26 protein-coding genes are annotated in these 22338 nt (G+C 74.6%); 13 read left to right on the top strand and 13 right to left on the bottom strand.

Going from position 1 to position 22338, the window contains the following annotated elements; genetic code table 11:
- Positions 1 to 58: 58 nt before the first annotated feature.
- The gene (locus tag ACFQH9_RS15200) at positions 59 to 1723 is read right to left on the bottom strand and encodes a CocE/NonD family hydrolase (RefSeq protein ID WP_379566741.1); all 1665 of its coding nucleotides are present in this window, start codon (positions 1721 to 1723) and stop codon (positions 59 to 61) included.
- Positions 1724 to 1846: 123 nt separating this feature from the next.
- Here ACFQH9_RS15200 and ACFQH9_RS15195 point away from each other — a divergent pair, with 123 nt between their 5' ends.
- Positions 1847 to 2248, top strand: coding sequence for a hypothetical protein (locus ACFQH9_RS15195; protein ID WP_379566740.1), 402 nt, complete (start codon positions 1847 to 1849; stop codon positions 2246 to 2248).
- A 16-nt stretch (positions 2249 to 2264) separates the two neighbouring features.
- Here the strand turns inward: ACFQH9_RS15195 and ACFQH9_RS15190 are convergent, their stop codons facing one another.
- Positions 2265 to 2903, bottom strand: a complete 639-nt coding sequence (locus ACFQH9_RS15190) for a maleylpyruvate isomerase family mycothiol-dependent enzyme (RefSeq protein WP_379566739.1) — start codon at positions 2901 to 2903, stop codon at positions 2265 to 2267.
- A 32-nt stretch (positions 2904 to 2935) separates the two neighbouring features.
- Positions 2936 to 3961 carry an AraC family transcriptional regulator gene (locus ACFQH9_RS15185; RefSeq protein ID WP_379566737.1) on the bottom strand — a complete coding sequence of 342 codons (1026 nt, stop codon included), beginning with the start codon at positions 3959 to 3961 and terminating at the stop codon, positions 2936 to 2938.
- A gap of 96 nt (positions 3962 to 4057) precedes the next feature.
- On the opposite strand from ACFQH9_RS15185, the gene ACFQH9_RS15180 reads away from it, so the two are divergent.
- A complete protein-coding gene (locus ACFQH9_RS15180) occupies positions 4058 to 5509 on the top strand; it encodes a flavin-containing monooxygenase (RefSeq protein WP_379566735.1) in 1452 nt (483 codons plus the stop codon).
- The gene (locus ACFQH9_RS15175; protein ID WP_379566734.1) at positions 5509 to 6354 is read left to right on the top strand and encodes an SDR family NAD(P)-dependent oxidoreductase; all 846 of its coding nucleotides are present in this window, start codon (positions 5509 to 5511) and stop codon (positions 6352 to 6354) included. Before ACFQH9_RS15180 ends, ACFQH9_RS15175 begins: the two co-directional genes overlap by 1 nt.
- On the opposite strand, the gene ACFQH9_RS15170 is transcribed toward ACFQH9_RS15175, so the two are convergent.
- The 3 genes from ACFQH9_RS15170 to ACFQH9_RS15160 all read right to left on the bottom strand — a co-directional run bounded on the left by ACFQH9_RS15170 (position 6309) and on the right by ACFQH9_RS15160 (position 9262).
- On the bottom strand, positions 6309 to 6707 hold the full coding sequence (locus ACFQH9_RS15170; protein ID WP_379566732.1) for an ArsR/SmtB family transcription factor: 399 nt from the start codon (positions 6705 to 6707) through the stop codon (positions 6309 to 6311). The genes ACFQH9_RS15175 and ACFQH9_RS15170 overlap by 46 nt on opposite strands.
- Before the next feature lie 79 nt (positions 6708 to 6786).
- Entirely contained in the window at positions 6787 to 7944 is a 1158-nt protein-coding gene (locus ACFQH9_RS15165; RefSeq protein ID WP_379566730.1) for a globin domain-containing protein, read from the bottom strand.
- A 697-nt stretch (positions 7945 to 8641) separates the two neighbouring features.
- A complete protein-coding gene (locus tag ACFQH9_RS15160) occupies positions 8642 to 9262 on the bottom strand; it encodes a carboxymuconolactone decarboxylase family protein (RefSeq protein WP_379566729.1) in 621 nt (206 codons plus the stop codon).
- 127 nt (positions 9263 to 9389) lie between these two features.
- Here ACFQH9_RS15160 and ACFQH9_RS15155 point away from each other — a divergent pair, with 127 nt between their 5' ends.
- Both ACFQH9_RS15155 and ACFQH9_RS32265 read left to right on the top strand, forming a co-directional pair.
- Positions 9390 to 9977 (top strand): acid phosphatase, encoded by a 588-nt coding sequence (locus ACFQH9_RS15155; RefSeq protein WP_379566728.1) that lies wholly within the window; start codon positions 9390 to 9392, stop codon positions 9975 to 9977.
- A gap of 41 nt (positions 9978 to 10018) precedes the next feature.
- Positions 10019 to 10555: a four-helix bundle copper-binding protein gene (locus ACFQH9_RS32265; protein WP_465269524.1), complete on the top strand. Its 537-nt coding sequence runs from the start codon at positions 10019 to 10021 to the stop codon at positions 10553 to 10555.
- Here the strand turns inward: ACFQH9_RS32265 and ACFQH9_RS15150 are convergent.
- A complete protein-coding gene (locus ACFQH9_RS15150) occupies positions 10471 to 10983 on the bottom strand; it encodes a L,D-transpeptidase (RefSeq protein WP_379566727.1) in 513 nt (170 codons plus the stop codon). The genes ACFQH9_RS32265 and ACFQH9_RS15150 overlap by 85 nt on opposite strands.
- A 110-nt stretch (positions 10984 to 11093) precedes the next feature.
- On the opposite strand from ACFQH9_RS15150, the gene ACFQH9_RS15145 reads away from it, so the two are divergent.
- Positions 11094 to 11582 (top strand): GNAT family N-acetyltransferase, encoded by a 489-nt coding sequence (locus ACFQH9_RS15145; protein WP_379566726.1) that lies wholly within the window; start codon positions 11094 to 11096, stop codon positions 11580 to 11582.
- Here the strand turns inward: ACFQH9_RS15145 and ACFQH9_RS15140 are convergent.
- Complete coding sequence (locus tag ACFQH9_RS15140) at positions 11568 to 12005, bottom strand: hypothetical protein (protein ID WP_379566725.1); 438 nt, start codon at positions 12003 to 12005, stop codon at positions 11568 to 11570. The genes ACFQH9_RS15145 and ACFQH9_RS15140 overlap by 15 nt on opposite strands.
- A 36-nt stretch (positions 12006 to 12041) precedes the next feature.
- Here ACFQH9_RS15140 and ACFQH9_RS15135 point away from each other — a divergent pair, with 36 nt between their 5' ends.
- A complete protein-coding gene (locus ACFQH9_RS15135; RefSeq protein WP_379566724.1) occupies positions 12042 to 12992 on the top strand; it encodes a diacylglycerol/lipid kinase family protein in 951 nt (316 codons plus the stop codon).
- A gap of 437 nt (positions 12993 to 13429) precedes the next feature.
- Positions 13430 to 13681 (top strand): WhiB family transcriptional regulator, encoded by a 252-nt coding sequence (locus tag ACFQH9_RS15130; RefSeq protein ID WP_037051753.1) that lies wholly within the window; start codon positions 13430 to 13432, stop codon positions 13679 to 13681.
- A 240-nt stretch (positions 13682 to 13921) separates the two neighbouring features.
- Here ACFQH9_RS15130 and ACFQH9_RS15125 read toward each other — a convergent pair whose 3' ends face one another.
- Positions 13922 to 15421, bottom strand: coding sequence for a sensor histidine kinase (locus tag ACFQH9_RS15125; protein WP_379566723.1), 1500 nt, complete (start codon positions 15419 to 15421; stop codon positions 13922 to 13924).
- Positions 15422 to 15485: 64 nt separating this feature from the next.
- Between ACFQH9_RS15125 and ACFQH9_RS15120 the strand changes: the two genes are divergently transcribed.
- Positions 15486 to 15560, top strand: coding sequence for a 50S ribosomal protein bL37 (locus tag ACFQH9_RS15120; RefSeq protein WP_370467464.1), 75 nt, complete (start codon positions 15486 to 15488; stop codon positions 15558 to 15560).
- A 67-nt stretch (positions 15561 to 15627) separates the two neighbouring features.
- On the opposite strand, the gene rsrA is transcribed toward ACFQH9_RS15120, so the two are convergent.
- On the bottom strand, positions 15628 to 15975 hold the full coding sequence (gene rsrA, locus ACFQH9_RS15115; protein WP_379566722.1) for a mycothiol system anti-sigma-R factor: 348 nt from the start codon (positions 15973 to 15975) through the stop codon (positions 15628 to 15630).
- On the bottom strand, positions 15972 to 16688 hold the full coding sequence (locus tag ACFQH9_RS15110) for a sigma-70 family RNA polymerase sigma factor (protein ID WP_379566721.1): 717 nt from the start codon (positions 16686 to 16688) through the stop codon (positions 15972 to 15974). The genes rsrA and ACFQH9_RS15110 overlap by 4 nt, the downstream gene beginning before the upstream one ends.
- Positions 16689 to 16853: 165 nt before the next feature.
- Between ACFQH9_RS15110 and ybaK the strand changes: the two genes are divergently transcribed.
- On the top strand, positions 16854 to 17333 hold the full coding sequence (gene ybaK / locus ACFQH9_RS15105) for a Cys-tRNA(Pro) deacylase (RefSeq protein ID WP_379566720.1): 480 nt from the start codon (positions 16854 to 16856) through the stop codon (positions 17331 to 17333).
- Between the two features lie 141 nt (positions 17334 to 17474).
- On the opposite strand, the gene ACFQH9_RS15100 is transcribed toward ybaK, so the two are convergent.
- Positions 17475 to 18161, bottom strand: a complete 687-nt coding sequence (locus tag ACFQH9_RS15100) for an alpha/beta hydrolase family protein (RefSeq protein WP_379566718.1) — start codon at positions 18159 to 18161, stop codon at positions 17475 to 17477.
- On the bottom strand, positions 18158 to 18970 hold the full coding sequence (locus tag ACFQH9_RS15095) for an SOS response-associated peptidase (protein ID WP_379566717.1): 813 nt from the start codon (positions 18968 to 18970) through the stop codon (positions 18158 to 18160). The genes ACFQH9_RS15100 and ACFQH9_RS15095 overlap by 4 nt, the downstream gene beginning before the upstream one ends.
- A gap of 92 nt (positions 18971 to 19062) precedes the next feature.
- Between ACFQH9_RS15095 and aroA the strand changes: the two genes are divergently transcribed.
- From aroA to ACFQH9_RS15080, 3 genes are all read left to right on the top strand, one after another.
- Complete coding sequence (gene aroA / locus ACFQH9_RS15090; protein WP_379566716.1) at positions 19063 to 20355, top strand: 3-phosphoshikimate 1-carboxyvinyltransferase; 1293 nt, start codon at positions 19063 to 19065, stop codon at positions 20353 to 20355.
- Positions 20356 to 20419: 64 nt separating this feature from the next.
- Positions 20420 to 21445 (top strand): ribosome small subunit-dependent GTPase A, encoded by a 1026-nt coding sequence (rsgA, locus tag ACFQH9_RS15085; protein ID WP_379566715.1) that lies wholly within the window; start codon positions 20420 to 20422, stop codon positions 21443 to 21445.
- A 56-nt stretch (positions 21446 to 21501) separates the two neighbouring features.
- Positions 21502 to 22320 carry an SCO4651 family lipoprotein gene (locus ACFQH9_RS15080; protein WP_379566714.1) on the top strand — a complete coding sequence of 273 codons (819 nt, stop codon included), beginning with the start codon at positions 21502 to 21504 and terminating at the stop codon, positions 22318 to 22320.
- Positions 22321 to 22338 lie beyond the last annotated feature (18 nt).

Below are 22338 nucleotides of genomic sequence, written 5' to 3'. Positions count from 1 at the left end.
ATGCCGGACCGGCACACGGTCGTGCCGGATCGGCAGGAGATTCGTCGTCGGTCGCCGCTCACAGCACGGGCAGGACGATCCGCGAGGGATGGTCGGCGTCGTGCAGGACCTCGACCGCGCCCGGCTTGCCGCGGGTCGCGACGCCGAAGGGCTCGCCGGTGCCGACGTTGCGGGCGAACCGCGGGAAGGCGCCGCCGGCCACCTGCACCCGGAGCCGGTGCCCGGCCCGGAAGCGGTAGGCCGTGGGGAACAGCTCGATCTCGACGGCGAGGACCCCGTCCGCCCCCCTCGTGACGTCCTCGGCGGGCACGGTGCGCGGGTCCAGCCGGCGGATGCCGTCGACGACGTTGCGGGACACGCCGCGCCCGTCGACGTCGCAGACCCGCACGAAGACGTCGGCGTGGTCCAGCTCGGGCCGGACGTGCACGTGCGCGGTGACCGGCCCGACCACGTCGACGTCGGCGGGCAGCGGGTCGCCGGTGAACACGAGGACGTCCGGGCGCGCCTCGACCGGGGCCTGGTCGACCTGCTCGCCCGGGGGCTGCAGGAGCGGCCCGCCGACGCTCGGTGTGGGGTCCGCCGGGTCGTAGACGTAGCTGCTCACGCCCGTCCCCGGCTCCTCCCCCAGCCCGCCCCCGGCCTGCAGGTGCAGCGGCCGGCTGGTCGCGGGCGGCGGCCACTCGTCGAACTCCAGCCACTGGTCGGCGCGCATGAGGAAGAGCCGCACGGGCGCGCCCTCGGGCTCCGGACCGCCGCGCAGGTGGTGCTCCAGCCACGCGACGTCCGTCCGGAGGCTGGTCCGGATCTCCTCGAGGGCCCCGTGCAGCCACGGGCCGACGACGATCCGCGCCGGCACCCCGGCCTCCCGGAGCGCCCGGTAGTCGCGCAGCTGCTCCGCGGCGAACAGGTCCCACCACCCGGTGACCATGCTGACCGGCGGGAGCCGGGTCAGCGAGCCCGGGCCCGTGCGGTCGAACGCGGGCGACTCGCCGTAGGTGGCGTCCCAGTAGCCGTCGCCGGGCTCGGCGTGCTCGACGAAGTCCCGCCAGTAGGGCACGGGCGCGCCGGCGACCTCGACGTCGGCCGCCTGGAGCGGGACGCGGCGCAGCGCCCGGCGCAGCCTCGCCGCCCGGATCGGGTGCGGCAGCAGCGGGAGGCCGCCGCGCTCCTGGGTGCCGATCATGGCGGTCCAGGCGAGCGCGTTGAGCAGCGCGGGCGCGCCGTGGGTGTAGAAGGTGTCGGTCATGCGGGCCGCGGTGATGTGCGGCGACATCGCCGTGAGCGGCGGGTCGGCGTAGGGCGCGACGGCCCACTGCGTGGCGCCGAGGTAGCTGCCCCCGGTCGTCGCGACCCGGCCGTCGCACCAGGGCTGGGCGCGCAGCCAGGCGAGCGTGGCCAGGCCGTCCTCGCGCTCGCGGGTGAAGGGCCGGAAGTGCCCGCCCGAGCCGAAGGTGCCGCGGGTGCTCTGCAGGACGACCTGGAAGCCGCGGCGGGCCAGCGGCGCGGCGAAGACGAGGCCGGTGGAGCGCGGGTCGTACGGGGTGCGGATGAGCACCACCGGGAGGGGTCCGTCGGCGCGGGCGGGCCGGTACCGGGTGCCGACGAGCACGGTGCCGTCCGGCATCGGGACGTCGACCCGCGTGCGGGCGTACGGGACGGGCGGGGAGGTCAGGCCGAGGGCGCGGTCGGCCAGCGACCCGGCCGCGCGCAGCAGGGGGTGCACCTCCCCGAGGTTAGACACGCTCGCCCGGCAAGCCGTTCGGCCCGGTGCGGCGCGGGTGCCCGGGGTCTACCGTGGACCATCTGGTACGTGGCCCGACGGCGGATCGACGGCGAGGACGACGACATGAGCGCTGGACGCCCCGGCAGCGTCACCCTGGTGGTCGTGCTCACCTGGATCTCGGCGGTCCTCGCCGTGCTGGGCGGGCTGCTGCTCGTCGTCGCCGGGAGCGTGACCGCCGGCGCCGCGGGGCTGACGCCGGGCCTGCTCGTCGGGATCGGCGTGGCCTACGTGATCCTCGGCATGGTCACCGGCGCGGTCGCCTCCCGGCTGGGGCGCGGCGGCAACGGCGCCCGGCTGCTGGTGTCGATCCTCGTGGTGCTGCAGATCGCGGGCGGCATCGCCGCGATCAGCACGGTGGGCAGCGGGTCGACGCTCACCCAGGCGCTGGTCAGCATCCTCGTCGGGATCGTGATCCTGCTCCTGCTGTGGAACGCGCGGGCCAACGCCTTCTTCGCCTCCCGCTGAGCGACCCGGCCGCCGCTCACCCGTCGATCCGCGCGGCGAGCGTCGGCACGCCCGGCCCGGTGAGCTCACCGGTCACCCCGCGCCGGCCCGCCATGGCGAGCAGCAGGGCCTCGCCGGGCCCACGGACCTCCGGGCCCTTCCCCGCCGCCCAGTCCAGGTCGTCGGCGACGAGCCGCAGCCCTCGGATGCGCGGGAAGGCCCGGATGGGCGGCGCGAACCGCGCGAAGTCCAGCGCCGGGCGGAGCCGCTCCGCCGGGACGGTCCGGGGCAGGCCCAGCGGCCGGCGCAGGTCCTGCTGGTGGATGATCCAGTCGACCAGCGCCACGCGGCCGCCGAAGCCCGCCGTCAACCCGGCCGGCGTGGTCCGGGCGCGCACCGCGGCGACGAGGTCCTCCGGGTCCAGCTCCGCGAACGGCGCGAGGCACGCGTCGTTGGCGCGCTCGCCCGAGAACCGGGCGCGGGCCAGCGCCCGGAGGAACCCGCCCCGGCCGAGGTCGTCGTAGCTGACGACGTGCGCGGCGACCTCGCGGACCCGCCACCGCTCGCACAGCGTGGGCGCCTCCCACTGCTCCGGGGCGAGGGACTCCAGCAGGTCGGCGAGGTCCTCGCGCTCGGCACGGGCCAGCGGGGTCAGGTCCGTCCGCGCGCGGCTCATGGTCGCCAGTCTGCCCGGCGGCGCAACCCGGGTCACCCGGCCCGCCCGGCGCGCAACCGGGTCGGGGTCGTCCCGAACCACCGCCGTACCGCGCGGGTGAGCCCGGACTGCGCCGCGAGCCCGAGCATGGCGGTGACCTGTGCGAAGGGCAGGTCGGTCGTGGTGATCAGGCGGTGCGCGGCGTCGCGGCGCACCTCGTCGAGCACCCGCTCGAACGTCGTGCCCTCGGCGGCGAGGTGCCGCTGCAGGGTGCGTGGGTGCAGCCGCAGCAGCCGCGCGACGTCGCCGACCTGCGGCGGCGCCGACCCGAGCGAGCGGGCCAGCGTGCCGCGCACCCGTCCGGCGACGGTCTGTCCGGGCTCGGCGAAGTGGCTCTCCAGGTAGTCCAGCGCGAGGGTGCGCAGCAGCCGGTCGCCCCCGGCCACCGGGGCCGCGGTGAGCGCCGCCGGCAGCCGCAGGACGGCGGCGGGCCGCTCGAAGCGGACGTCGGCGCCGAAGAAGTCGGTGTAGCGCGTCACCGGGACGAGTGGCGGATGGGCCAGGTGCGCCGATCTCAGCCCGTACGGCCCGCCGTGCAGGAGCAGGATGATCCGGTGCAGCAGCCCCAGCCCGAGGTCCGCGGCCTGCGGTGGCAGCGGCAGGGGCTCGGCGGTCCCGCCGGAGGCCGCCCCGTAGCGCACCGCGAGCACCCCGCGCACCTCCTCCGGGTCCGGGACCTGCGCGATGGACAGCGCCGGGCTGTGCACGAACAGGAAACGCGACGCGCTGTCCAGGGCCTCGCCGAGGGTCCGCGCGTTCTCGATGGCGACGGCGAGGGGGCCGAGCACCCCGGCGTCCTGCCGCTCGGCGAGCAGCAACCCGAGGTCCGGCCGTTCGAGCTCGGCCGCGGCGGTCTCCAGGAGGAGGCCGGCGCTGCGCACGGCGATGACGGCGTCGTCGCTCGACACGGCGTCGCGCGTCACGCCGAAGCGGGCGAGCAACGCCTCCGGGTCGCCGCCCAGCGCGTCGACCAGCGCGGGGAGCCCGCGCAACGACGCGGCACGCACCACCGGGCCCATGTCGCACGAGGGTAAATCATTGTCGCGCAGGGATAAGCACCGGTCGGACCGCCCGACCACACTGGAACCGGTCGCCAGCATCGAAGGGGAGCTGACATGAACGAGACCGACGTGCTGATCGTCGGCGCCGGCCTCTCCGGCATCGGCGCCGCCTACCGGCTGCAGCAGGAGCGCCCGCACGACTCCTACGCGATCCTCGAGCAGCGCGACGCGATCGGCGGCACCTGGGACCTGTTCCGCTACCCCGGCGTGCGGTCCGACTCGGACATGTTCACGCTGAGCTACCCGTTCCGGCCGTGGCGCGGCGAGAAGTCGATGGCCGACGGCGAGAGCATCCGCAGCTACATCCGCGACACCGCGCGCGAGGCCGGCATCGACCGGCACATCCGCTACGGCACCACCGTGCAGCGCGCCTCCTGGTCGTCGGCCGACGCCCGGTGGACCGTGACCACCTCGCGCGGCACCTGGACCTGCAGGTTCCTCTACCTGTGCGCCGGCTACTACTCCTACGAGAGCGGCTACCAGCCCGACTTCCCCGGCCTCGCGGACTACACCGGCACGTTCGTGCACCCGCAGGCGTGGCCCGAGGACCTGGACCACACCGGCAAGCGGGTGGTCGTGATCGGCAGCGGCGCCACCGCCGTCACCCTGGTCCCGGCCATGGCCGGGCAGGCCGCACACGTCACCATGCTGCAGCGCTCGCCCTCGTACCTGACCGCGCTGCCGCTGAAGGACAAGGTCGCCGACACGCTGCGCCGCCGGCTCCCGGCCGGGCTCGCGCACAGGCTCGTCCGGGCCAAGAACATCGCCGTCACCCAGGCCTTCTACCAGCTGGCCCGGCGCCGGCCGGCGATGGTGAAGAAGGTCCTGCGCGGGATCGCCCTGCGCTTCCTCGACGAGCAGGCCGTCGACGAGCACTTCACGCCGCGCTACGAGCCCTGGGACCAGCGCCTGTGCGTGATCCCGGGCGGCGACTTCTACCAGGCGGTCCGCGACGGCTCCGCGTCCGTGGTGACCGACCACGTCGAGCGGTTCACCGAGAAGGGGATCCTGCTGCGGTCCGGGCAGGAGCTGGAGGCCGACGTCGTGGTCTCAGCGACCGGGCTGCGCATGCTCCCCCTGGGCGGCCTGGACCTGAGCGTCGACGGCGCGCCCGTGACCCTCGGCGACACGTTCTCCTACCGCGGCCTGATGCTGTCCGGCGTGCCGAACCTCGCCTACTGCATCGGCTACACGAACGCCTCCTGGACCCTGCGCGCCGACCTGTCGTCGCGGTACGTCTGCCGGCTGCTGAACCACATGGACAAGCACGGGTACGCGGCGGCCGCCCCGACCGCCCCGGCCTCGGCGGAGCGCCGCCCGCTGCTCGACCTGACCTCGGGCTACGTGCAGCGCGCGATCGACGCCTTCCCGAGCCAGGGCACCAGCGAGCCGTGGCGGGTGCAGCAGAACTACGTGGCCGACGCCCTCAGGATGTCGCGCGCCGACCTCACCCGTGACATGCGCTTCACCCCCGCCACCGCCCGCCGCCTGCAGGAGGCCTCCTGATGCGCACGACGCTCCAGCCCTACCGCTTCGCCGGCAACACCGCCGTCCTCACGGGGGCGGCGAGCGGCATCGGCGAGCAGCTGGCCTACGGCCTCGCCGACCGCGGCAGCGACCTGGTCCTGGTCGACCGGGACGCCGCCGGCCTCGAGGCGGTGGCCGGCAAGATCCGTGGCGCACATCCGGGCGTGACCGTCGAGACGCACGTCGTGGACCTGGCCGACCGGGCCGCGACGACCGCGCTCGCCGAGCGCATCGCCGGTGAGCACCCGCGGATCGGCCTGCTGGTCAACAACGCCGGGGTGGCCCTCGGCGGCCGGTTCCGCCAGCTCACGCTCGACGAGTTCGAGTGGGTCATGGACATCAACTTCCGGGCGCCCGTGATCCTCACCCACCACCTGCTGCCCGCCCTGACCGCGACCCCGGGCGGGCACCTGGTCAACGTCTCCAGCCTCTACGGGCTGATCGGGCCGGCCGGGCAGTCGGCGTACTCGTCGAGCAAGTTCGCGATCCGCGGGTTCTCCGAGGTCCTGCGGCACGAGCTGCTCGAGACCGGCACCGGCGTGACCCAGGTCCATCCGGGCGGGATCCGCACGAACGTGGCGTCGAGTGCCCGGATCGGGTCCGGCGTGGACCCGGCGGAGATCGCGCAGCACCAGGCCGCGTTCGCCAAGCTGCTGAGCTACCCGCCGGAGAAGGCCGCCGCGGAGATCCTCGAGGGCGTGGAGAAGCGGAGGACCCGCGTGCTCATCGCCTCCAGCGCCAAGGTGCCGGACGTCCTGGCCCGCCTCCTGCCCGGCTCCTACGGCCCGGTCCTCGAGAAGCTGACGGCCCTGCTCGCCCGCTGACCGACCCGCACCTTGGAACCATGATGCGAATTCGAACGATCCGAGAGCGCATCATGGCTCCCTGATGCGCGAGAGCCGGGCGCCAAATCGCGTTGCGGAACCATGATGCGTCGCAGTGCGACGGCGACCTCCTCGAGGGCGTCGAGCGAGGTCTGCATGCCGCCCTCCATGCCCGACCGGATGTGGTTCTCCCGGACGGCCACCAGCCCCACCTCGTGCAGCACCTTCGGGTGCTTCGAGACCTGCGGCCGGGCGAGGTCCAGCGCCACGACGAGATCGCCCGCCGACCGCTCGCCCCGGGCGAGCACGTCGAGAACCTGCCTGCGCCGCGGCTCGGCCACCGCGTTGTACACGTCGGTGGTGGTCGCCGCCCCATACTCCTATATGGGAACACGTCAAGCCTCGCCGCCGACGATCCGGTGCGGACGGGGATCAGTCGGCGACGAACGGGTCGTAGTGGATCTGCTCCGGCGCGGCCCCGGCGACCCGCAGCGCCCGTACCGTGGCCGTCAACATGGCCGGCGAGCCGCTGACCACTATCTCGCAGTCGCTCCAGGCCCCGAACCCGGTGACGACGTCCGCGAGCCGGCCCACCAGCGGCCCGGGGTACGGCGGCGCCTCCTCGACGACGGGCACGACGTCCAGCCACGCGTGGCGGTAGGTCATCCGGCGCAGCTCGTCGAGCAGGTAGAGCGCGTCCCACGAGCGCGCCCCGTAGAAGACGACCACCCGCTCGGCCCGCCCGCCCTCGCGCTCGAACTGCTTCAGCAGGGCGCGGATCGGGGTGATGCCGGTGCCGCCGCCGATCATGAGCAGCTCACGGCCCGGCCGGGCGGCCCGGTCCAGCGCCCCCATCGGCGGGCCGAGCCGCCAGCGGTCCCCCGGCCGGGCGGAGGCGACGATCCCGCGGCTCACGCTGCCGTAGCCCAACGCCTTGACGTGGAACTCCAGGACACCCGACCGGTCGGGCGCGTTCGCCGGGGAGAGGTAACGCCACAGCCGCGGGTGCTGCGGGGTCTCGACGCCGACGTACTGCCCCGCCCGGTACGGGACCGGCCCGTCCGCGCCCTCCACCTGCACCCGCAGGACCGCCGTGTCCCGGTCGACCCGCCGGTGGTCGACGACCACGCCGGGCCACCAGGGCGGCCCGGGCTCGGCCTGCGCCGCCTTCTGCATCGTGCCGGCGAGGAAGGCGTACGTGTACTCCCACGCCTCGGCCACCTCGGGCGTCCAGGCCGCGCCCGCGGTCTCGGCGAGCGCCGCGAGGAAGGCCTGCCCGACGACGGTGTAGTGCTCGTCCCGGACGTCGAACTTGCGGTGGTCACGGCCGAGCTGGGCCAGGAACGGGACCAGCGCGCCCGGGTCGTCGAGCCCGTCGATCAGGTGCACCAGGGCGCGCCCGAAGCGGGCGTACTGGGTGCTCATCGACAGCGGGAAAAGCGCGCGCAGCCCCGGGGCGTAGCCGAAGAGCGTGCGGTAGAAGCGCGGGACGAAGTCGTCGACGTCGAGCTCGATCTCCGCGGCACTGCGCCGGGCGCGCTCCAGATGGGGCGCGAGGGGGCCGGGCAGGGCGCGACTCTCGGTCGTCATCGCCGGGACCGGGGAGCCACCACGGGCGGAAGCGTAGTCGCCGCCGCGGAACGGCCGATCCCGGCCTGCCCTGTCCGGCCGCGGACGGCGCTCAGGGTGCGCTCCGAGGCGCAGCTCGTACAACGGCTCCTGCGCGACGACCCGCCATGCTCGCGGACAAGATCACTGAGCGTGGCGCAGGGCGGTCGGAGATCGGCCTTCCCGGTCCACGATTCACGATCAAACCGCCCGGCCACCCCTCCGCTGGTCCACTCCGACCCGAAGATCATCGACCCTGGAGCAGGAGAGTCGAAAATCGACCTCCCCGGTCCACGATTCACGATCAAACCGCCCGGCCACCCCTCCGCTGGTCCACTCCGACCCGAAGATCATCGACCCTGGAGCAGGAGAGTCGAAAATCGACCTCCCCGGTCCACGATTCACGATCAAACCGCCCGACCACGCGTCCTGGCTCACTCCGCCCCGAAGATCATCGAGCCTGGAGCAGGAGAGTCGAAAATCGGCCTTCCCGGTCCAGGACGGACGATCATGGTTTCCGGATCGGCGCCGCGTTCACCCAGCCCGTGCCCGGACGGTGATCACCCTCGACGTCGCCTGGTCGACGCGGGCCGGATCTCGCGCGCCGGGGAGCCGCCCTCCGAGCGGGTTGATCGCCTCATCCGCTGCGGACACCCTCCGCCGGCGGAGGAGGCGCCGGTCAGACCCGGGCGGCGCGCAGGGCCGCGTTGCGCTCCTTGACCGCGCGGTCCTTGTTCACCGGGTTCTGCGCCTGGTCGGGCTCGGTGCAGCCGGCCTCGACGGCGATCCGGTTCATGGTGCCGAACATCCGGACCAGGTGGGCGAGCCGCAGCTCCGCGCCGTCGACGGGCTGCTGGTCGCCGCGCAGCAGGCTCAGCGTGGTGTCCACCCACAACGCCTCGGACTGCATCCCGGCCTCGCGCAGCACCTCCTGCGTCCGGTCGGCGAGCACCCGCGGCGGCAGCCCGAGCCAGCCCTCCAGGGTCCGCGCGTCGAGCGGGAAGAGCCGGTCGCGGTCGCGCAGGTAGAGCAGCTCGAGGGCGTGGCCGTGCGCGTAGGCGCAGTAGAGGCAGCCGTTGTACAGGGAGATGACCATCCCGGCCAGGTGCGTGCGCTGGTGGCCGAGGACCTTCATCGAGACCAGGTAGCGGGGCATGTTCCCGGCGAACCAGCCCAGCGCGCCGAGGGCGCCCATCCGGGCGACGATGTGCGGGATCATCCGGGGCGCGAAGCCCCACATCCGGCGGCAACCCGCCTCGAGAACGCGGACCGTCGCGCGGTCGAGCACGCCTCCGGCCATCGAGTTCTCCTTGCTCACTATCAGTGTTCGGATCATACCCCGGGGTGCCGATGGTCGACAGCGATCGCCGCCAGGTCAGGACCGAAGTCCTGCACGCCGTCCCCCGACAGGGCTAACCTCCGGCGGCGTGGGACGCGTCTTCCTCCTCCGGCACGGCGAGACCGAATGGTCGGCCACGGGGCGGCACACCGGCCGGACCGACATTCCGCTGACCGACCACGGCCGCGAGCTGGCCGCGCAGGCGGGCCGGACGTACGAGGCGCTGCGCCACGGCGACCCGCCGCCGGTCCGGGTGATCGTCAGCCCCCGCAGCCGCGCCCAGGAGACCGCGAAGCTCGCCGGCCTGCAGCCCGACAAGGTCGACGAGCGGCTCGTCGAGTGGGACTACGGCGACTACGAGGGCCTGACGACGCCGCAGATCCGCGAGGAGGTGCCCGGGTGGACCGTGTGGACCCGGCCCTGCCCCGGCGGCGAGACGGCCGACCAGGTGGGCGCGCGGGCCGACAGGGTCCTCGCCGAGGTGCGGGGGCTGCTGCCCGAGGGTGACGTCGTGCTCGTCGGGCACGGCCACTTCAGCCGCGTGCTCGCGGCGCGCTGGATCGGGCTGCCGGCCGAGGGCGGCGTGCACATCGCGATGGAGGCCGCGGCCCTGACGGTCCTCGGCGACGAGCGCGGGGTCCCCCGGCTCGACGCGGTGAACCTGCGGATCCCCTAGCCGGAGGGGCGTCCGGTGGATCACCGTCGAGGGGCTCGGCGATCCGGGCGGCTCCGCCGACCAGGGGGCGCACCCGTGACCCACGCCGCCGCCGTGCTCGGCACCCACCCCGCCGGTCTCGGCGGCTCGACCGCGACGCGCTCGTCGCGTGCATCGAGGCCTGCTCCTCCTGCGCGCAGACCTGCACCGCGGGCGCGGACGCCCGCCTCGGCGAGGAGTCCGTGGCCCACCTCGTGGCGTGCGTCCGGCTCGACGCGGACTGCGCCGACGTCGTCGCGGCCACCCGTCCGGTGCTCTGCCGGCGGACCGTCCCCGACCGCGCGGTCCTCCGCAGCCTGCTGGACGCGTGCGCGAGCTGCGGGGCGGAGTGCGCGTGGCACGCCGAGAGGGGCCTGGAGCACTGCCGGGTGTGCGCCGAGGAGTGCCGGCGCTGCGAGATCGCGTGCCGGGAGCTGCTCGCGTCGCTGTCCCGACGCCGTCGTGTCCCTCGCCGTCAGTGGACCTGCACCTCGTCGCCGACCTGCAGGGTGTTGAAGAAGGCCACGGCGTCGTCGTGGGCGAGGTGCACGCAGCCGTAGGACGAGGTCTGCAGGCTGCCCTCGTGGAAGGCGACCCCGCCGTCGGCGAAGAACACCGAGAACGGCATCGGCGCGTGGTTCGGCATGTCGCTGACGTGGTTCTGGTCCTTCCACTGCACGTGGAACGTGCCGACGGGGGTCGGGTCGGCCGCGTCGCCCGGCATCATCCGGACCGGTCCGCGGGTGACCTTCCCGTCCCCGAGGAGCCAGGCGCGGTGCGTGGCGAGGTCCACGCAGGCGTGCGCGGAGGCGGTGCAGGGGGTGCCGGCGACCGTGGCCGTCGTGCCGGTGTCGCCGCGCGGTGCGGCCTGGGCGGGCGCGGCCTGGGCGGGCGCGGCCACGAGCGAGCCGAGACCGAGGACGGCCGCCGTCACCGACGCGGCCCGCACCCTCCCGGCCGCGGACCGCTTCACGCTGTGTCTACCCACTCGTCACTCCTCGGTGCTCCTACCCCCACACGAATGACGAGCGGGAGCAGGAAAGGTTGCTCCGTTCGCCGGTGCGGAGTGGGCCACTGAGCAGCGGATATCGTGCAGACGTGACGGAGTGGTGGACGAATCGGGTCCGGCGGGTCGAACCGGGCGACGTGGCGGCCGTGGTCGGTCTCGTGCGCGAGCTGGCCGAGTACGAGAAGGCCCTCGAGCAGTGCCTGCTGACCCCGGAGCAGCTGCGGACCGCCCTCTTCGGCGCGGCGCCCGCGCTGTTCGGGCACGTGGCGGAGGTCGACGGCGCGGTCGTCGGCTGTGCGCTGTGGTTCCTCAACTTCTCCACGTGGGAGGGCGTGCACGGGATCTACCTGGAGGACCTCTACGTGCAGCGCGCGCACCGCGGCTCCGGGCTGGGCCGGGAACTGCTCGCCGCGCTGGCCGCGGTCTGCGTGGAGCGGGGCTACGCGCGCCTGGAGTGGTCCGTGCTGGACTGGAACACGCCCTCGATCGGCTTCTACCGGTCGATCGGCGCGGTGTCGATGGACGAGTGGACGACCTTCCGGCTCAGCGGGGAGCCGCTGGCCTCACTCGGAGCGTGAGCGTTCGTCCGCCCCGAGCGACCAGCGCCGGGCGGGTTCGCCGACCAGCAGCAGGAAGGTCCCCACGACCAGCAGGAGGGCCACGACGCCGATCACGAGCCGGCCCTCGGCGAGCTGCGAGTACACGAAGGGCACCAGCAGCAGCTGGGCGACGATCGAGGGCGTGCGGGCCCCGGCCCGGCCGCGCCAGAGCAGGACCGCGAGGAGCAGCAGGGCCGCACCGAGCAGCACGAAGTACGAGGACTCGCCGATGCGGTCGCCCAGGCCGCCCTCGGAGGCCACCCAGAAGACCACGGCCGCGCCCAGGCCCACGAGCCCCTCCAGCGCCACGACGGCGGCCGCCGCGCGCACCTGGACCGGCGGCGCGTTCCGGGCGGGGCGACCCGCCTCTCCGCTCGGCTGCTGACTGGACCCGGACGTCACGACGACGAGGATACGGGCCCCGTTACGCTCGGGTTCGTGCGCGCGCTCCTCGTCGTCAACCCGCGGGCGACGTCGACGACCCCGGCGGGTCGGGACGTGCTGACCCACGCCCTGGCGAGCGAGCTCAAGCTCGACGTGCTCGAGACCGCCTACCGGGGCCACGCGGCCGAGGCGACGGCGGCGGCCTGCGCCGCGGGCGTCGAGCTGATCGTGGCGCTCGGCGGCGACGGCACGGTCAACGAGGTCGTCAACGGCATGCTCGTGGACCGCGAGGCGACCGGTCCCCGCGCGCCCGACGGCAGCGATCCCGACGCCCCCGCGCTGGCCGTGGTGCCCGGCGGCTCGGCGAACGTCTTCGCCCGGGCCCTCGGGCTGCCCCGGGACCCCGTGGAGGCCACCGGGGCCATCCTGGGCGCCCTGGAGCGCCGCAGCAGCCGGCTGGTCGGCCTCGGCCGGGCGGACGATCGGTGGTTCACGTTCAACGCCGGCATGGGGTGGGACGCCGACGTCGTCGCCGCGGTGGAGCGCGCCCGGGCCGCCGGCCGCGAGGCCACCCCCTTCCGGTACGCCGGGACGGCGATCGCCGAGTACCTGCGGCAGCGGCGCAACCCGCCGGCCATGACGGTGGAGGTGCCCGGCGCGGGCGCGCTGGAGGAGATCCGGCTCGCCTTCGTCAGCAACACCGACCCCTGGACCTTCCTCGCCGGCCGGGCGGTGCGGACCAACCCCGGGGCCACGTTCGGTACCGGGCTCGCCCTGTTCGCGCTGCGCCATCTGGGGCTGCCGACGATCGGACGGACCCTGCGGCACGTGCTCTCCCCCGACGCCGACCCGCACGGCCGGAACATCGTGCGGCAGGACGCCGTTCCCTCTGTACGGATCCGCAGCGCGGAGCCGCTGGCCCTCCAGCTGGACGGTGACCACCTGGGGTCGAGGACGGACGTCGAGTTCGTCTCCGTGCCCGGAGCGTTACGCGTCGTCGTGTGAGAGGAGCCCCTCGTCGCAGTTCGGGCGGTGTCCCCATCCGGCCGAGTGACAGATGGTGGCCATTCACCGATGCTCGGCGACCACCGAGCAGCTAGGGGCTCGCACCTGCGCGGACCGTGATCCAAGGTAGGTCCTGCGAGAGCGAGGGACTACGTCGGGGTCACCCGGCATGGTCCGCGGGAACCGGGGTAACCCGGCTCCCGTTGGGCAGGGACACTGTCGATCGCACTTCGTCACGGCGTGCGACACGGATCGATGCAGTAACCGAACGTGTCGGGCTTCGTTGCGAAGTGTGGGTGAGGCTCCTCACCCGGCCGGACCTTGTCCCTTGAAGAGCGACGGCGCTCGTGAAATCATTCACAAGCGCGGAAACACCGTGACAGACAGACGTGCGATCGGCGCGACCCCGATCGCGAAGTACGAGGAGTAGGACGATCATGGATTGGCGTCACCGCGCTATCTGCCGCGACGAGGACCCGGAGCTCTTCTTCCCCGTGGGGACGAGCGGCCCGGCCCTCCTGCAGATCGCCGAGGCGAAGAGCGTCTGCCGCCGGTGCCCGGTGGTCACCGAGTGCCTGGCCTGGGCGCTCGAGAGTGGCCAGGACGCGGGTGTCTGGGGCGGCATGAGCGAGGACGAGCGTCGCGCCCTCAAGCGCCGCAACGCCCGGACCCGCGCGCGCACCGCCTGAGACCGAAGCACGAGAGCAGTACCGGAGCAGTACCGAGCACGGAGCAGTACCCGAGGGCACTCCCCGCCCTCACAGTTCCCCAGAAGACTCGGAAGAGCGGGCCCGAAGCCGGACACCACCGGCGTCGGGCCCGCTCTTCGTGGTTCCGGGGGGTGTCACCGCACCACCCCGCGAACCCGTGACCGTCGAGCACGGCACCGGCGCGACCTCGGCACCGGGATCGGCGATCACGCTGCAAGGCTATCGCGCCGTCATGGGCACCGTGATAAGGGCCTCGGTTCCGCCGCCCTCGCGGGGCCTCAGCGCCAGCTTCGAGTCCAGCTCGGCCAGCAGGGTGCGCACGATCTGCAGGCCCAGCCCGTCCGCCCGGTCGATGTCGAAGCCCTCCGGCATGCCCCGTCCGTCGTCGGCGATGATCAGCTCCAGGGTGTGCGAGGAGCGGTTCGCCTTGACCACGACCTCACCCGCCTGGCCCGGCTCGTAGGCGTGGGCCAGCGCGTTGTGCACCAGCTCGGTGAGCACGAGGACCAGCGGGGTCGCGAGCGCCGAGCCGAGGGTGCCCAGCGAGCCCTCGCGGCGGACCTTCGCCCGCACCTCCGCCGTGGCGCCGTCGCCGATCGCCGGCAGGACGGTGTCCACCAGCTCGTCGAGGTTCACCATCTCGGCCACCGAGTAGGCCAGTGCCTCGTGCACGAGTGCGATGGAGGTCACCCGGCGCACGCTCTCGGCGAGCGCCCGGCGGGCCTCCGGGATCTGGGTGCGGCGGGCCTGCAGCCGCAGCAGCGCCGCGACCGTCTGCAGGTTGTTCTTGACCCGGTGGTGGATCTCCCGGATCGTCGCGTCCTTGCTCAGCAGGGCCTGGTCGCGGCGGCGCAGGTCGGTGATGTCCCGGACCAGCACCAGCGCGCCGGCCGCGTCGCCGCGCGGGCGCAGCGGCAGCGCGCGCACCAGCATCGTGGCGCCCCGGGTGCGGATCTCCATGCGCAGCGACGTGCGGCCGTCGAGGGCGGCCTGGATGCGCGCGGCGACCTCGCTGGCGTCGAACGGGTCCCGGGTCAGGGACTTCGTGAGCGAGGCCAGCGGCACGCCGACGAGGTCCGTGTCGTGGCCCATGCGGTGGTAGGCGGACAGGGCGTTGGGGCTGGCGTAGGCCACCAGGCCGTGCGCGTCCAGGCGGATCAGGCCGTCGCCCGCCCGCGGGCTGGTGTCGGCGCCGGCCGCGGCCGCCGTCGTCGGGAAGGTGCCGTCGGCGATCATCTGGCACAGGTCCGAGGCGCTGCCGAGGTAGGCGATCTCGAGCGGGCTCGGCACCCGCGGCATGGCCAGGTTGGTGTCCCGGGACAGCACCGCGATGACGCGACCGTGGTGCCGCACCGGGATCGTCTCCCGGCGGATCGGGACCTCCAGGTGCCAGCGCGGCTCCTCCTCGCGGCAGATCCGCCCCTCGACGACGGCACGGCGCAGCTGCGGGTTGTCCCGCGGGTTGACCCGGGCACCGACGGCGTCCTCCGAGTGGGCCGTCGGGGCCGTCGTGGGGCGGGCCTGGGCCACGCAGAGGAACTCCTCCGGGCCGCCCGCCATCTCGACGTCGGCGTCCTGCGGCAGCGGGATCCAGAGCAGGAAGTCCGCGAACGACATGTCCGCCAGCAGCTGCCACTCGGCGACGACCCGCTGCAGGTGCTCGACGGCGTCCCCGGGGAGACTCGTGTGCTCGGCCAGCAGTTCGCTCAGGGTCGACACGGACTCATCCAATCACGGTGGGACACTGGTCCCAGGTCTGCGTACTTGTGAAGGAGGGACGAGCATGTCGAAGCGCGCGCGCAAGCGTCGCGACCGCAAGAAGGGCGGCGCGAACCACGGCAAGCGGCCCAACACCTGAGGGCCCGCCCGGAACGTGCGAACGGCCCCTCCGCTCCCACCGGAGCCGAGGGGCCGTTCGTGTGCCGTCAGGCGCGACGTTCGATTCGCGTGGCGCTGATCTCGGTGCGGACCTCGAGGGTCGTGCCGCCGGGCCCGGACTCGATGCTCACCTCGGCCTGCTCCAGCACCGCGGTGCGGATCTGCCGGCGCAGCCGGTCCTTCAGCCCGTCCGGCGCGATCTCGCCGCTGCACTTGCGGGCGAGGAGCTGCTTGAGCTTCTCGTCGATCCCGTACTCCTGCAGACACGGGGCGCACTCGTCGAGGTGCTGCACGAGCTGGCGCTTCCGCTCCTGGTCGCACTCGCCGTCCAGGTACAGCCAGACCTCGGCGAGGACCTCGGAGCAGTCCGTCTCGTGGTGGTTGCCGCAGCTCATGAGCTCGTCACCTCCTGCTCGCCCCGGATGAAGCCGCGCTCCCGAGCGGTGTCGGTGAGCATGTCGCGCAGCTGCCGGCGGCCGCGGTGCAGCCGCGACATCACGGTGCCGATCGGCGTCCCCATGATCTCGGCGATCTCCTTGTAGGCGAACCCCTCGACGTCGGCCAGGTATACCGCCATCCGGAAGTCCTCGGGAAGCCGCTGGAGCGCTTCCTTCACGTCCGAATCGGGGAGATTGTCCAGCGCCTCGACCTCGGCCGAGCGCAGGCCCGTCGAGGAGTGCTCACCGGCCTGGGCGAGCTGCCAGTCCGTGATCTCGTCCGTGGGGGCCTGGACCGGCTGCCGCTGCCGCTTGCGGTAGCCGTTGATGTAGGTGTTCGTCAGGATCCGGTACAGCCACGCCTTGAGGTTCGTGCCCTCGCGGAAGGTCCGGAACGCCGAGTACGCCTTGAGGTAGGTCTCCTGGACCAGGTCCTCGGCGTCGGCCGGGTTGCGGGTCATGCGCAGGGCGGCGCCGTAGAGCTGGTCGAGCATCGGCATCGCGTCCCGCTCGAAGCGGGCCGCGCGCTCGGCCTCGGTCTCCTCCGGGGCCCGGTCGAGCGAGTCGGTCCCGTCCACCCGCCCCGGATCCTGTCCCGGGTCCTGCTCGGTCTCGGCCGCCGTCTCGTCCGGCACCGCGCTCCTCTCCCCCGCGACCGTCTGCACGATCATCCGTGAACCTGCGGGGGTCGAGCGTACGCGCCCGCGACGTGACGGGCGCGGCCGAGCCGGTCGGGCCGCGACCGGGGCGTCCATCAGTGCTGGGGTCACGTACGGTCTCAACACCTCCGGCCGGGCGGCGATTCCCGGCCGGTCCGGCGGAGGAGGGCGGGACGAGTGGCAGGGCGGGGCACCCCGGCGACGGCGCTGCTGAGCAGGAAGAAGATCGGTTTCACCCTGCATGCGTACGAGCACGAGGGCGGCGCTGCGTACGGGCAGGAGGCCGTCGACGCGCTCGGGCTCGAGGCCGGGCGGGTGTTCAAGACGCTCGTCGCGGAGGTCGACGGGAACCTGACCGTCGGGGTGGTGCCGGTCGACGCCACGCTGGACCTCAAGGCTCTCGCCGCCGCCGTCGGCGGGAAGCGGGCGCGGATGGCCGAGGTCGCCGACGCCGAGCGCGCCACGGGCTACGTCGCCGGCGGGATCTCCCCGCTCGGGCAGAAGAAGCGGCTGCCGGTGGTGGTGGACGCCTCCGCCACCGACTGGGGCACCGTCTTCTGCAGCGCCGGGCGGCGCGGGCTCGAGGTGGAGCTGGCGCCCGCCGACCTCATCGCCGCGGTCGACGCCCGCACCGCCCCGATCGCCGCGCGGGGATAGGGCGGGACCCGCCGGTCTGCCGACGCTCCGCCATGACCACCGTGCGAGGTGCCCGGCGGCCACCCACGGCCACGACGGGCCGCACCCGGCGATCATGACCGGGCGCGCGGCGGACCGCGCTCCGACGGCGTGTGCTGCGCGCTACGGCAGGTGGCGGGAGAGCCAGTCCGCGACCGCCTTCTCGACGGCCGGCACGTCCTTCTTCAGCGAGTGGTCGCCCGGCAGCAGCACGACCTCCCGGGTCGCGGTGGGTTCGGGCCGGCCGAAGGGGTCCGACTCGCCCTGCACCACCAGCACCGGCACCGTGACGCCGTCGATCTCCGCCGTCCGGTGCTTCTCCGGCCTCCCCGGCGGGTGCAGGGGGAAGGCCAGGCACACGACCCCGGTCGCTCCGCCCGCCGCCGCGCACCGGCACGCCACCCGGGCGCCCGAACTGCGGCCGCCGAAGAGCACCGGCAGGTCTGCCGCCAGCCCGCCGACCGCGCCCGCGGCGCTCCCGGCACCGGGTCCCCCGGCCGCCCCGCCCTGCGCGCCCTCACCTCGGAGCGCCTCGACCACCGCGTCCCACGCGGCGTCGAGCTGGGTCGCGGGGGCGGGGGCGCGGCGGCCCGCGACCCGGTACGGCTGCTCGACCAGCACCACGTGGAGGCCGACGTCGAGCGCGGCGCGGGTGGCCGCGCGCAGGTCCGGGGCGTCGACCCCGCCCCCGGCCCCGTGCCCCATCAGCAGTGCGCCCCGCGGCGTGCCCGGCGCGCGCCGGACGTGCACGCGGGCCGGGCCGTGCGGCGTGGGGACCTCGGCGAGCTCGGCGGGCCCGAGGTTCGTCAACTCAGCAGGTCCAGCTGGATCGGCTCCTCGACCTGCGAGGGGTCGAGCGGCTCGAGCAGCTCCTTGCCGTTGTTCCGCACGCTGTTGACCTTGTCCGACACGGGCACGATGTCCAGCCTGCCCACCAGGTCGACCGACGGCGGGGCGAGCCAGCGCCGGACCTCGTCCGCCTGCGCGTCCGTGTCCGGGTCCAGCCACGCGTCCCACGCCTCGGGCGGCAGCACCAGCGGCATGCGGTCGTGGACCTGCGTGAGCGGGCCGACGGCCTCGGTGGTCAGCACCGTGCAGGTGACGAGCCCGTCGGGGAACTTCTCGAGGAGCTCGCCCTCCTTGGGCCGCCAGAACTCCCACAGCCCGGCCATCGCGAGCGAGCGCCCGTCCTTGTAGTGCGTGAAGTAGGGCTGCTTGCTCGCCTTGTGGTCCTTGGTGGCGGCCCGGCGCTGCCACTCGTACCAGCCGTCGGCCGGGAGGAGGCAGCGGCGCGCGGCGAGGGCGCGGCGGAACGCGGGCTTCTCCGCGGCCGTCTCGCTGCGCGCGTTGATCATCCGGGCTCCCGCGGACGGGTCCTTGGCCCACGACGGCACCAGGCCCCAGCGCACGAGCCGCAGGCTGCGCTCGGTGGTGTCCGGGTCGGGGTTGCCCTCGGCGTCCCGTGGGTGGCGCTGCACGACCGCGATCACGTCCCGCGTGGGTGCGACGTTGTAGTCCGGCCGCCGCTCCTCGCCGGCCTTCTCCGTCACGGCGTCGACGGCGGTGAACTCCTCCGCCAGGTCCGTCGGCGCCTTCGTCGAGGCGTACCTCCCGCACATGCCCCCATCGTGGCACGCCGCACCGACGGTCCGTCCGGACACGATCTCCCGGCCGGCGCCCCGCCCCGGGCGGCATGGGGAATCATGGGGCCGTGGCCCCGACCAGCGCCTCGTCCGACACCCCGACCAGCCCCTACGCCGCGCCGACGGCGAGCCGTCCCGTGCGCGGGACGGTCTCCGTGCCCGGCTCGAAGTCCGTCACCAACCGCGCGCTGCTGCTGTCCGGGCTCGCGCACGGCCGCTCGGTGGTGCACGGCGTGCCCGCCACCCGGGACTCCGCGCTGATGTGCGGGGCGCTGCGCTCGCTCGGCGTCGGGGTCCGGACCGAGGGCGAGACCGTCACGGTCGACGGCGGCACCCTGACCGGCGGCGGCGCGGTGGACTGCGGGCTGGCCGGCACGGTGATGCGTTTTGTCCCGCCCGCCGCGACCCTGGCCGACGGCGCCGTGGTCTTCGACGGCGACCCGCACGCCCGCGAGCGGCCGATGGGGACCGTGCTCGACGCGCTGCGCACGCTGGGCGCGGTGATCGACGGCGACCGGCTCCCCTTCGTCCTGCACGGTGCGGGCGGCCTGCCGGGCGGCGCGGTGACGATCGACGCCTCGGCGTCGAGCCAGTTCGTGTCCGGCCTGCTGCTCTCGGGCGCCCGGTTCGACAAGGGCGTGACCGTGCACCACGACGGCGAACCGGTGCCGAGCCTGCCGCACATCGAGATGACCGTGGCGATGCTGCGCGAGGCCGGGGTGGCCGTCGACGACGCGGAGGCGAACACCTGGCGGGTCGAGCCCGGTCAGGTCGCGGCGCGGGAGTGGGCCGTCGAGCCCGACCTGTCCAACGCCTCGGTCTTCCTCGCCGCGGCCGCGGTCACCGGCGGGGAGGTGACGGTCGCGGGCTGGCCGGCCGGGTCCACCCAGCCCGGTGCGGAGATCCTCGGGGTGCTGGAGCGGATGGGCGCCACCGTCACCGCGTCCGAGGCGGGCATGACGGTCGCCGGCCCGGACCGGTTGCAGGGCGTGGACGTCGACCTGCACGAGGCCTCCGAGCTCACCCCGACGGTCGCGGCCCTGGCCGCGCTCGCCGAGGGCCCGAGCGTGATCCGCGGCGTCGGGCACATCCGCGGACACGAGACGGACCGGTTGGCCGCCCTGCGCACCGAGCTCACCGCGGTCGGCGCCGCCGTCACCGAGACCGAGGACGGCCTGGAGATCCGGCCCGCCCGCCTCACTGCGGGCGAGCGGCCCTGGGGCGCCTACGCCGACCACCGGATGGCGACCGCCGGGGCGATCCTCGGGCTCGTCGTCCCCGGCGTCCGGATCGACGACGTGACCTGCACCGACAAGACCATCCCGGACTTCCCCGGGCGCTGGGCCGCCCTGGTCTCGTGAGCGGACCCGCGGGCCCGGTCACCGCAGCGGCGCCGCGAGCGACGAGCGCCGGCAGGGCGGGCGCGTGAGCCGGGCCCGCCAGTACGACGAGTCCGACGTCCGCGTCCGCCCGGGCCGCGGCTCCCGCCCGCGCACCAAGCGCCGGCCGGACCACGCCGACGCCGAGGAGGCCATGGTCGTCGCGGTCGACCGGGGCCGCTGGACCTGCGCCCCCGGCGGCGCCGCGGACCGCCCGCCGGTCACGGCCATGCGGGCCCGCGAGCTCGGCCGGACGCCGATCGTCGTCGGGGACCGGGTCGGGCTGGTCGGCGACCTGACCGGCGCCCCGGACACCCTCGCCCGGATCGTGCGCGTCGAGGAGCGGCGCACCCTGCTGCGCCGCACCGCCGACGACACCGACCCCTACGAGCGGGTGGTCGTCGCCAACGCCGACCGGCTCGTCGTCGTGACCTCGCTGGCCGAGCCGGAGCCGCGGACCGGGTTCGTGGACCGTTGTCTGGTGGCGGCCTACGCGGGCGGGCTGGAGCCGGTGCTCTGCCTGACGAAGGCCGACCTCGCCGACCCCGGGCCCTTCGCCGCGCACTACGCCGAGCTGGAGTTCCCGGTCGTCGTGACCCGTCGCGGGGAGTTCCCGACGGCGTTGGCCGAGCTGCTCGAGGCGCGGGTGTCCGCACTCGTCGGGCACTCCGGCGTCGGCAAGTCCACCCTGGTCAACGCCCTCGTGCCGGACGCCGAGCAGCGCACCGGCCGGGTCTCGGGCGTCGGGAAGGGCCGCCACACCACCACCGCGGCGCTGGCCCTCCCGCTGCCGGACGGGCGCGGCTGGGTGGTCGACACCCCCGGCGTGCGCTCCTTCGGGCTGGCCCACGTGACGCCGGACGACGTCATCGCCGCCTTCGACGACCTCGCCGCCGCCGTCGAGGAGTGCCCCCGCGGCTGCGGCCACCTCGGGCCGCCCGCCGACCCGGAGTGCGCGCTCGACGCGCTGGTCGGGGAGGGGGCGCTGCGTCCCGGGCGACTCGCCGCTCTGCGCCGTGTGCTCGTCGCTCTGCGGGCCGCGCCGCCCGGGGCGCTCACGGCGGACCGCTAACCTCGGGGCCTTCCCTGTCGTCGAGGAGGCCGAAGGTGCCGCACGGGAGAGCGCCGGTGGCGGAGCCGGTCCGCAGGCCGCTCGCGCTCGTCCTCGCAGCGATCGCCGTCCTCGCGGTCCTGGTCGGCGTCGTGTCCTGCGCCCGGGGCAACTCCGAGGACGTCGGCGAGGGACACGGCCTGCCCAAGTACTACGCGGCCGCGGACCTGCTCACCGCGGTCACCCGGCGCCAGCAGGCGGACCGCACCGCGCTGCTGCGGCTGTCCGGCCGGGTCGACGCCGCGCAGGGCGTCCCGACCGAACTCGGGGGCGACGGTGTCCTCCGCGTCGAGCAGGGCGGCGGCGTCTCCGCCCAGTTCACGCAGACGCTCAGCGCACCCGGCGCCGACGCGCAGAGCGCGGCGTTCGTGGTGTTGCCCGGCGGGCAGGTGTGGCGCCAGGCCGGCGGCGGCTGGACCCGGGTCGACGAGGCCGCCACCGGCACCGCGGAGAAGACCCTGGCGACCACGGCGGCCAACGTCGTCGCCGGAGCCGATCCCACCGCCCACCTGACCCGCTACCGCGACGCCGCGCTGGTCGCCGACGCGGCGGACGACACGGTCGACGGCGTCCCGGCGGTCCGGTACCTGGTGGTCGTCGACCTGGTGCGCGCGGCGGAGCTGGAGCAGGACGCGGCCACGCGCGAGGCGCTGCAGGAGCAGGCCGCGAGCGGGACCACGCGCATCTCCTCCACCCTGTGGGTCGACGCGGCCAACCGGCCGTTGCGCAGCGAGACCCGCCAGGCCATGCCCGGCATCGGCACCCTCGCGCTGACCTCGGAGTACCGCGACTGGGGCACCCCCGTGGCGATCGCCTCCCCCGGGTCCGCCGCCTGATCCAGAGGCCGCCCGACC

The organism is Pseudonocardia lutea (assembly GCF_042658055.1).
Classification (GTDB): domain Bacteria; phylum Actinomycetota; class Actinomycetes; order Mycobacteriales; family Pseudonocardiaceae; genus Pseudonocardia; species Pseudonocardia lutea.
This window is presented reverse-complemented; position numbering and strand designations above follow the sequence as displayed.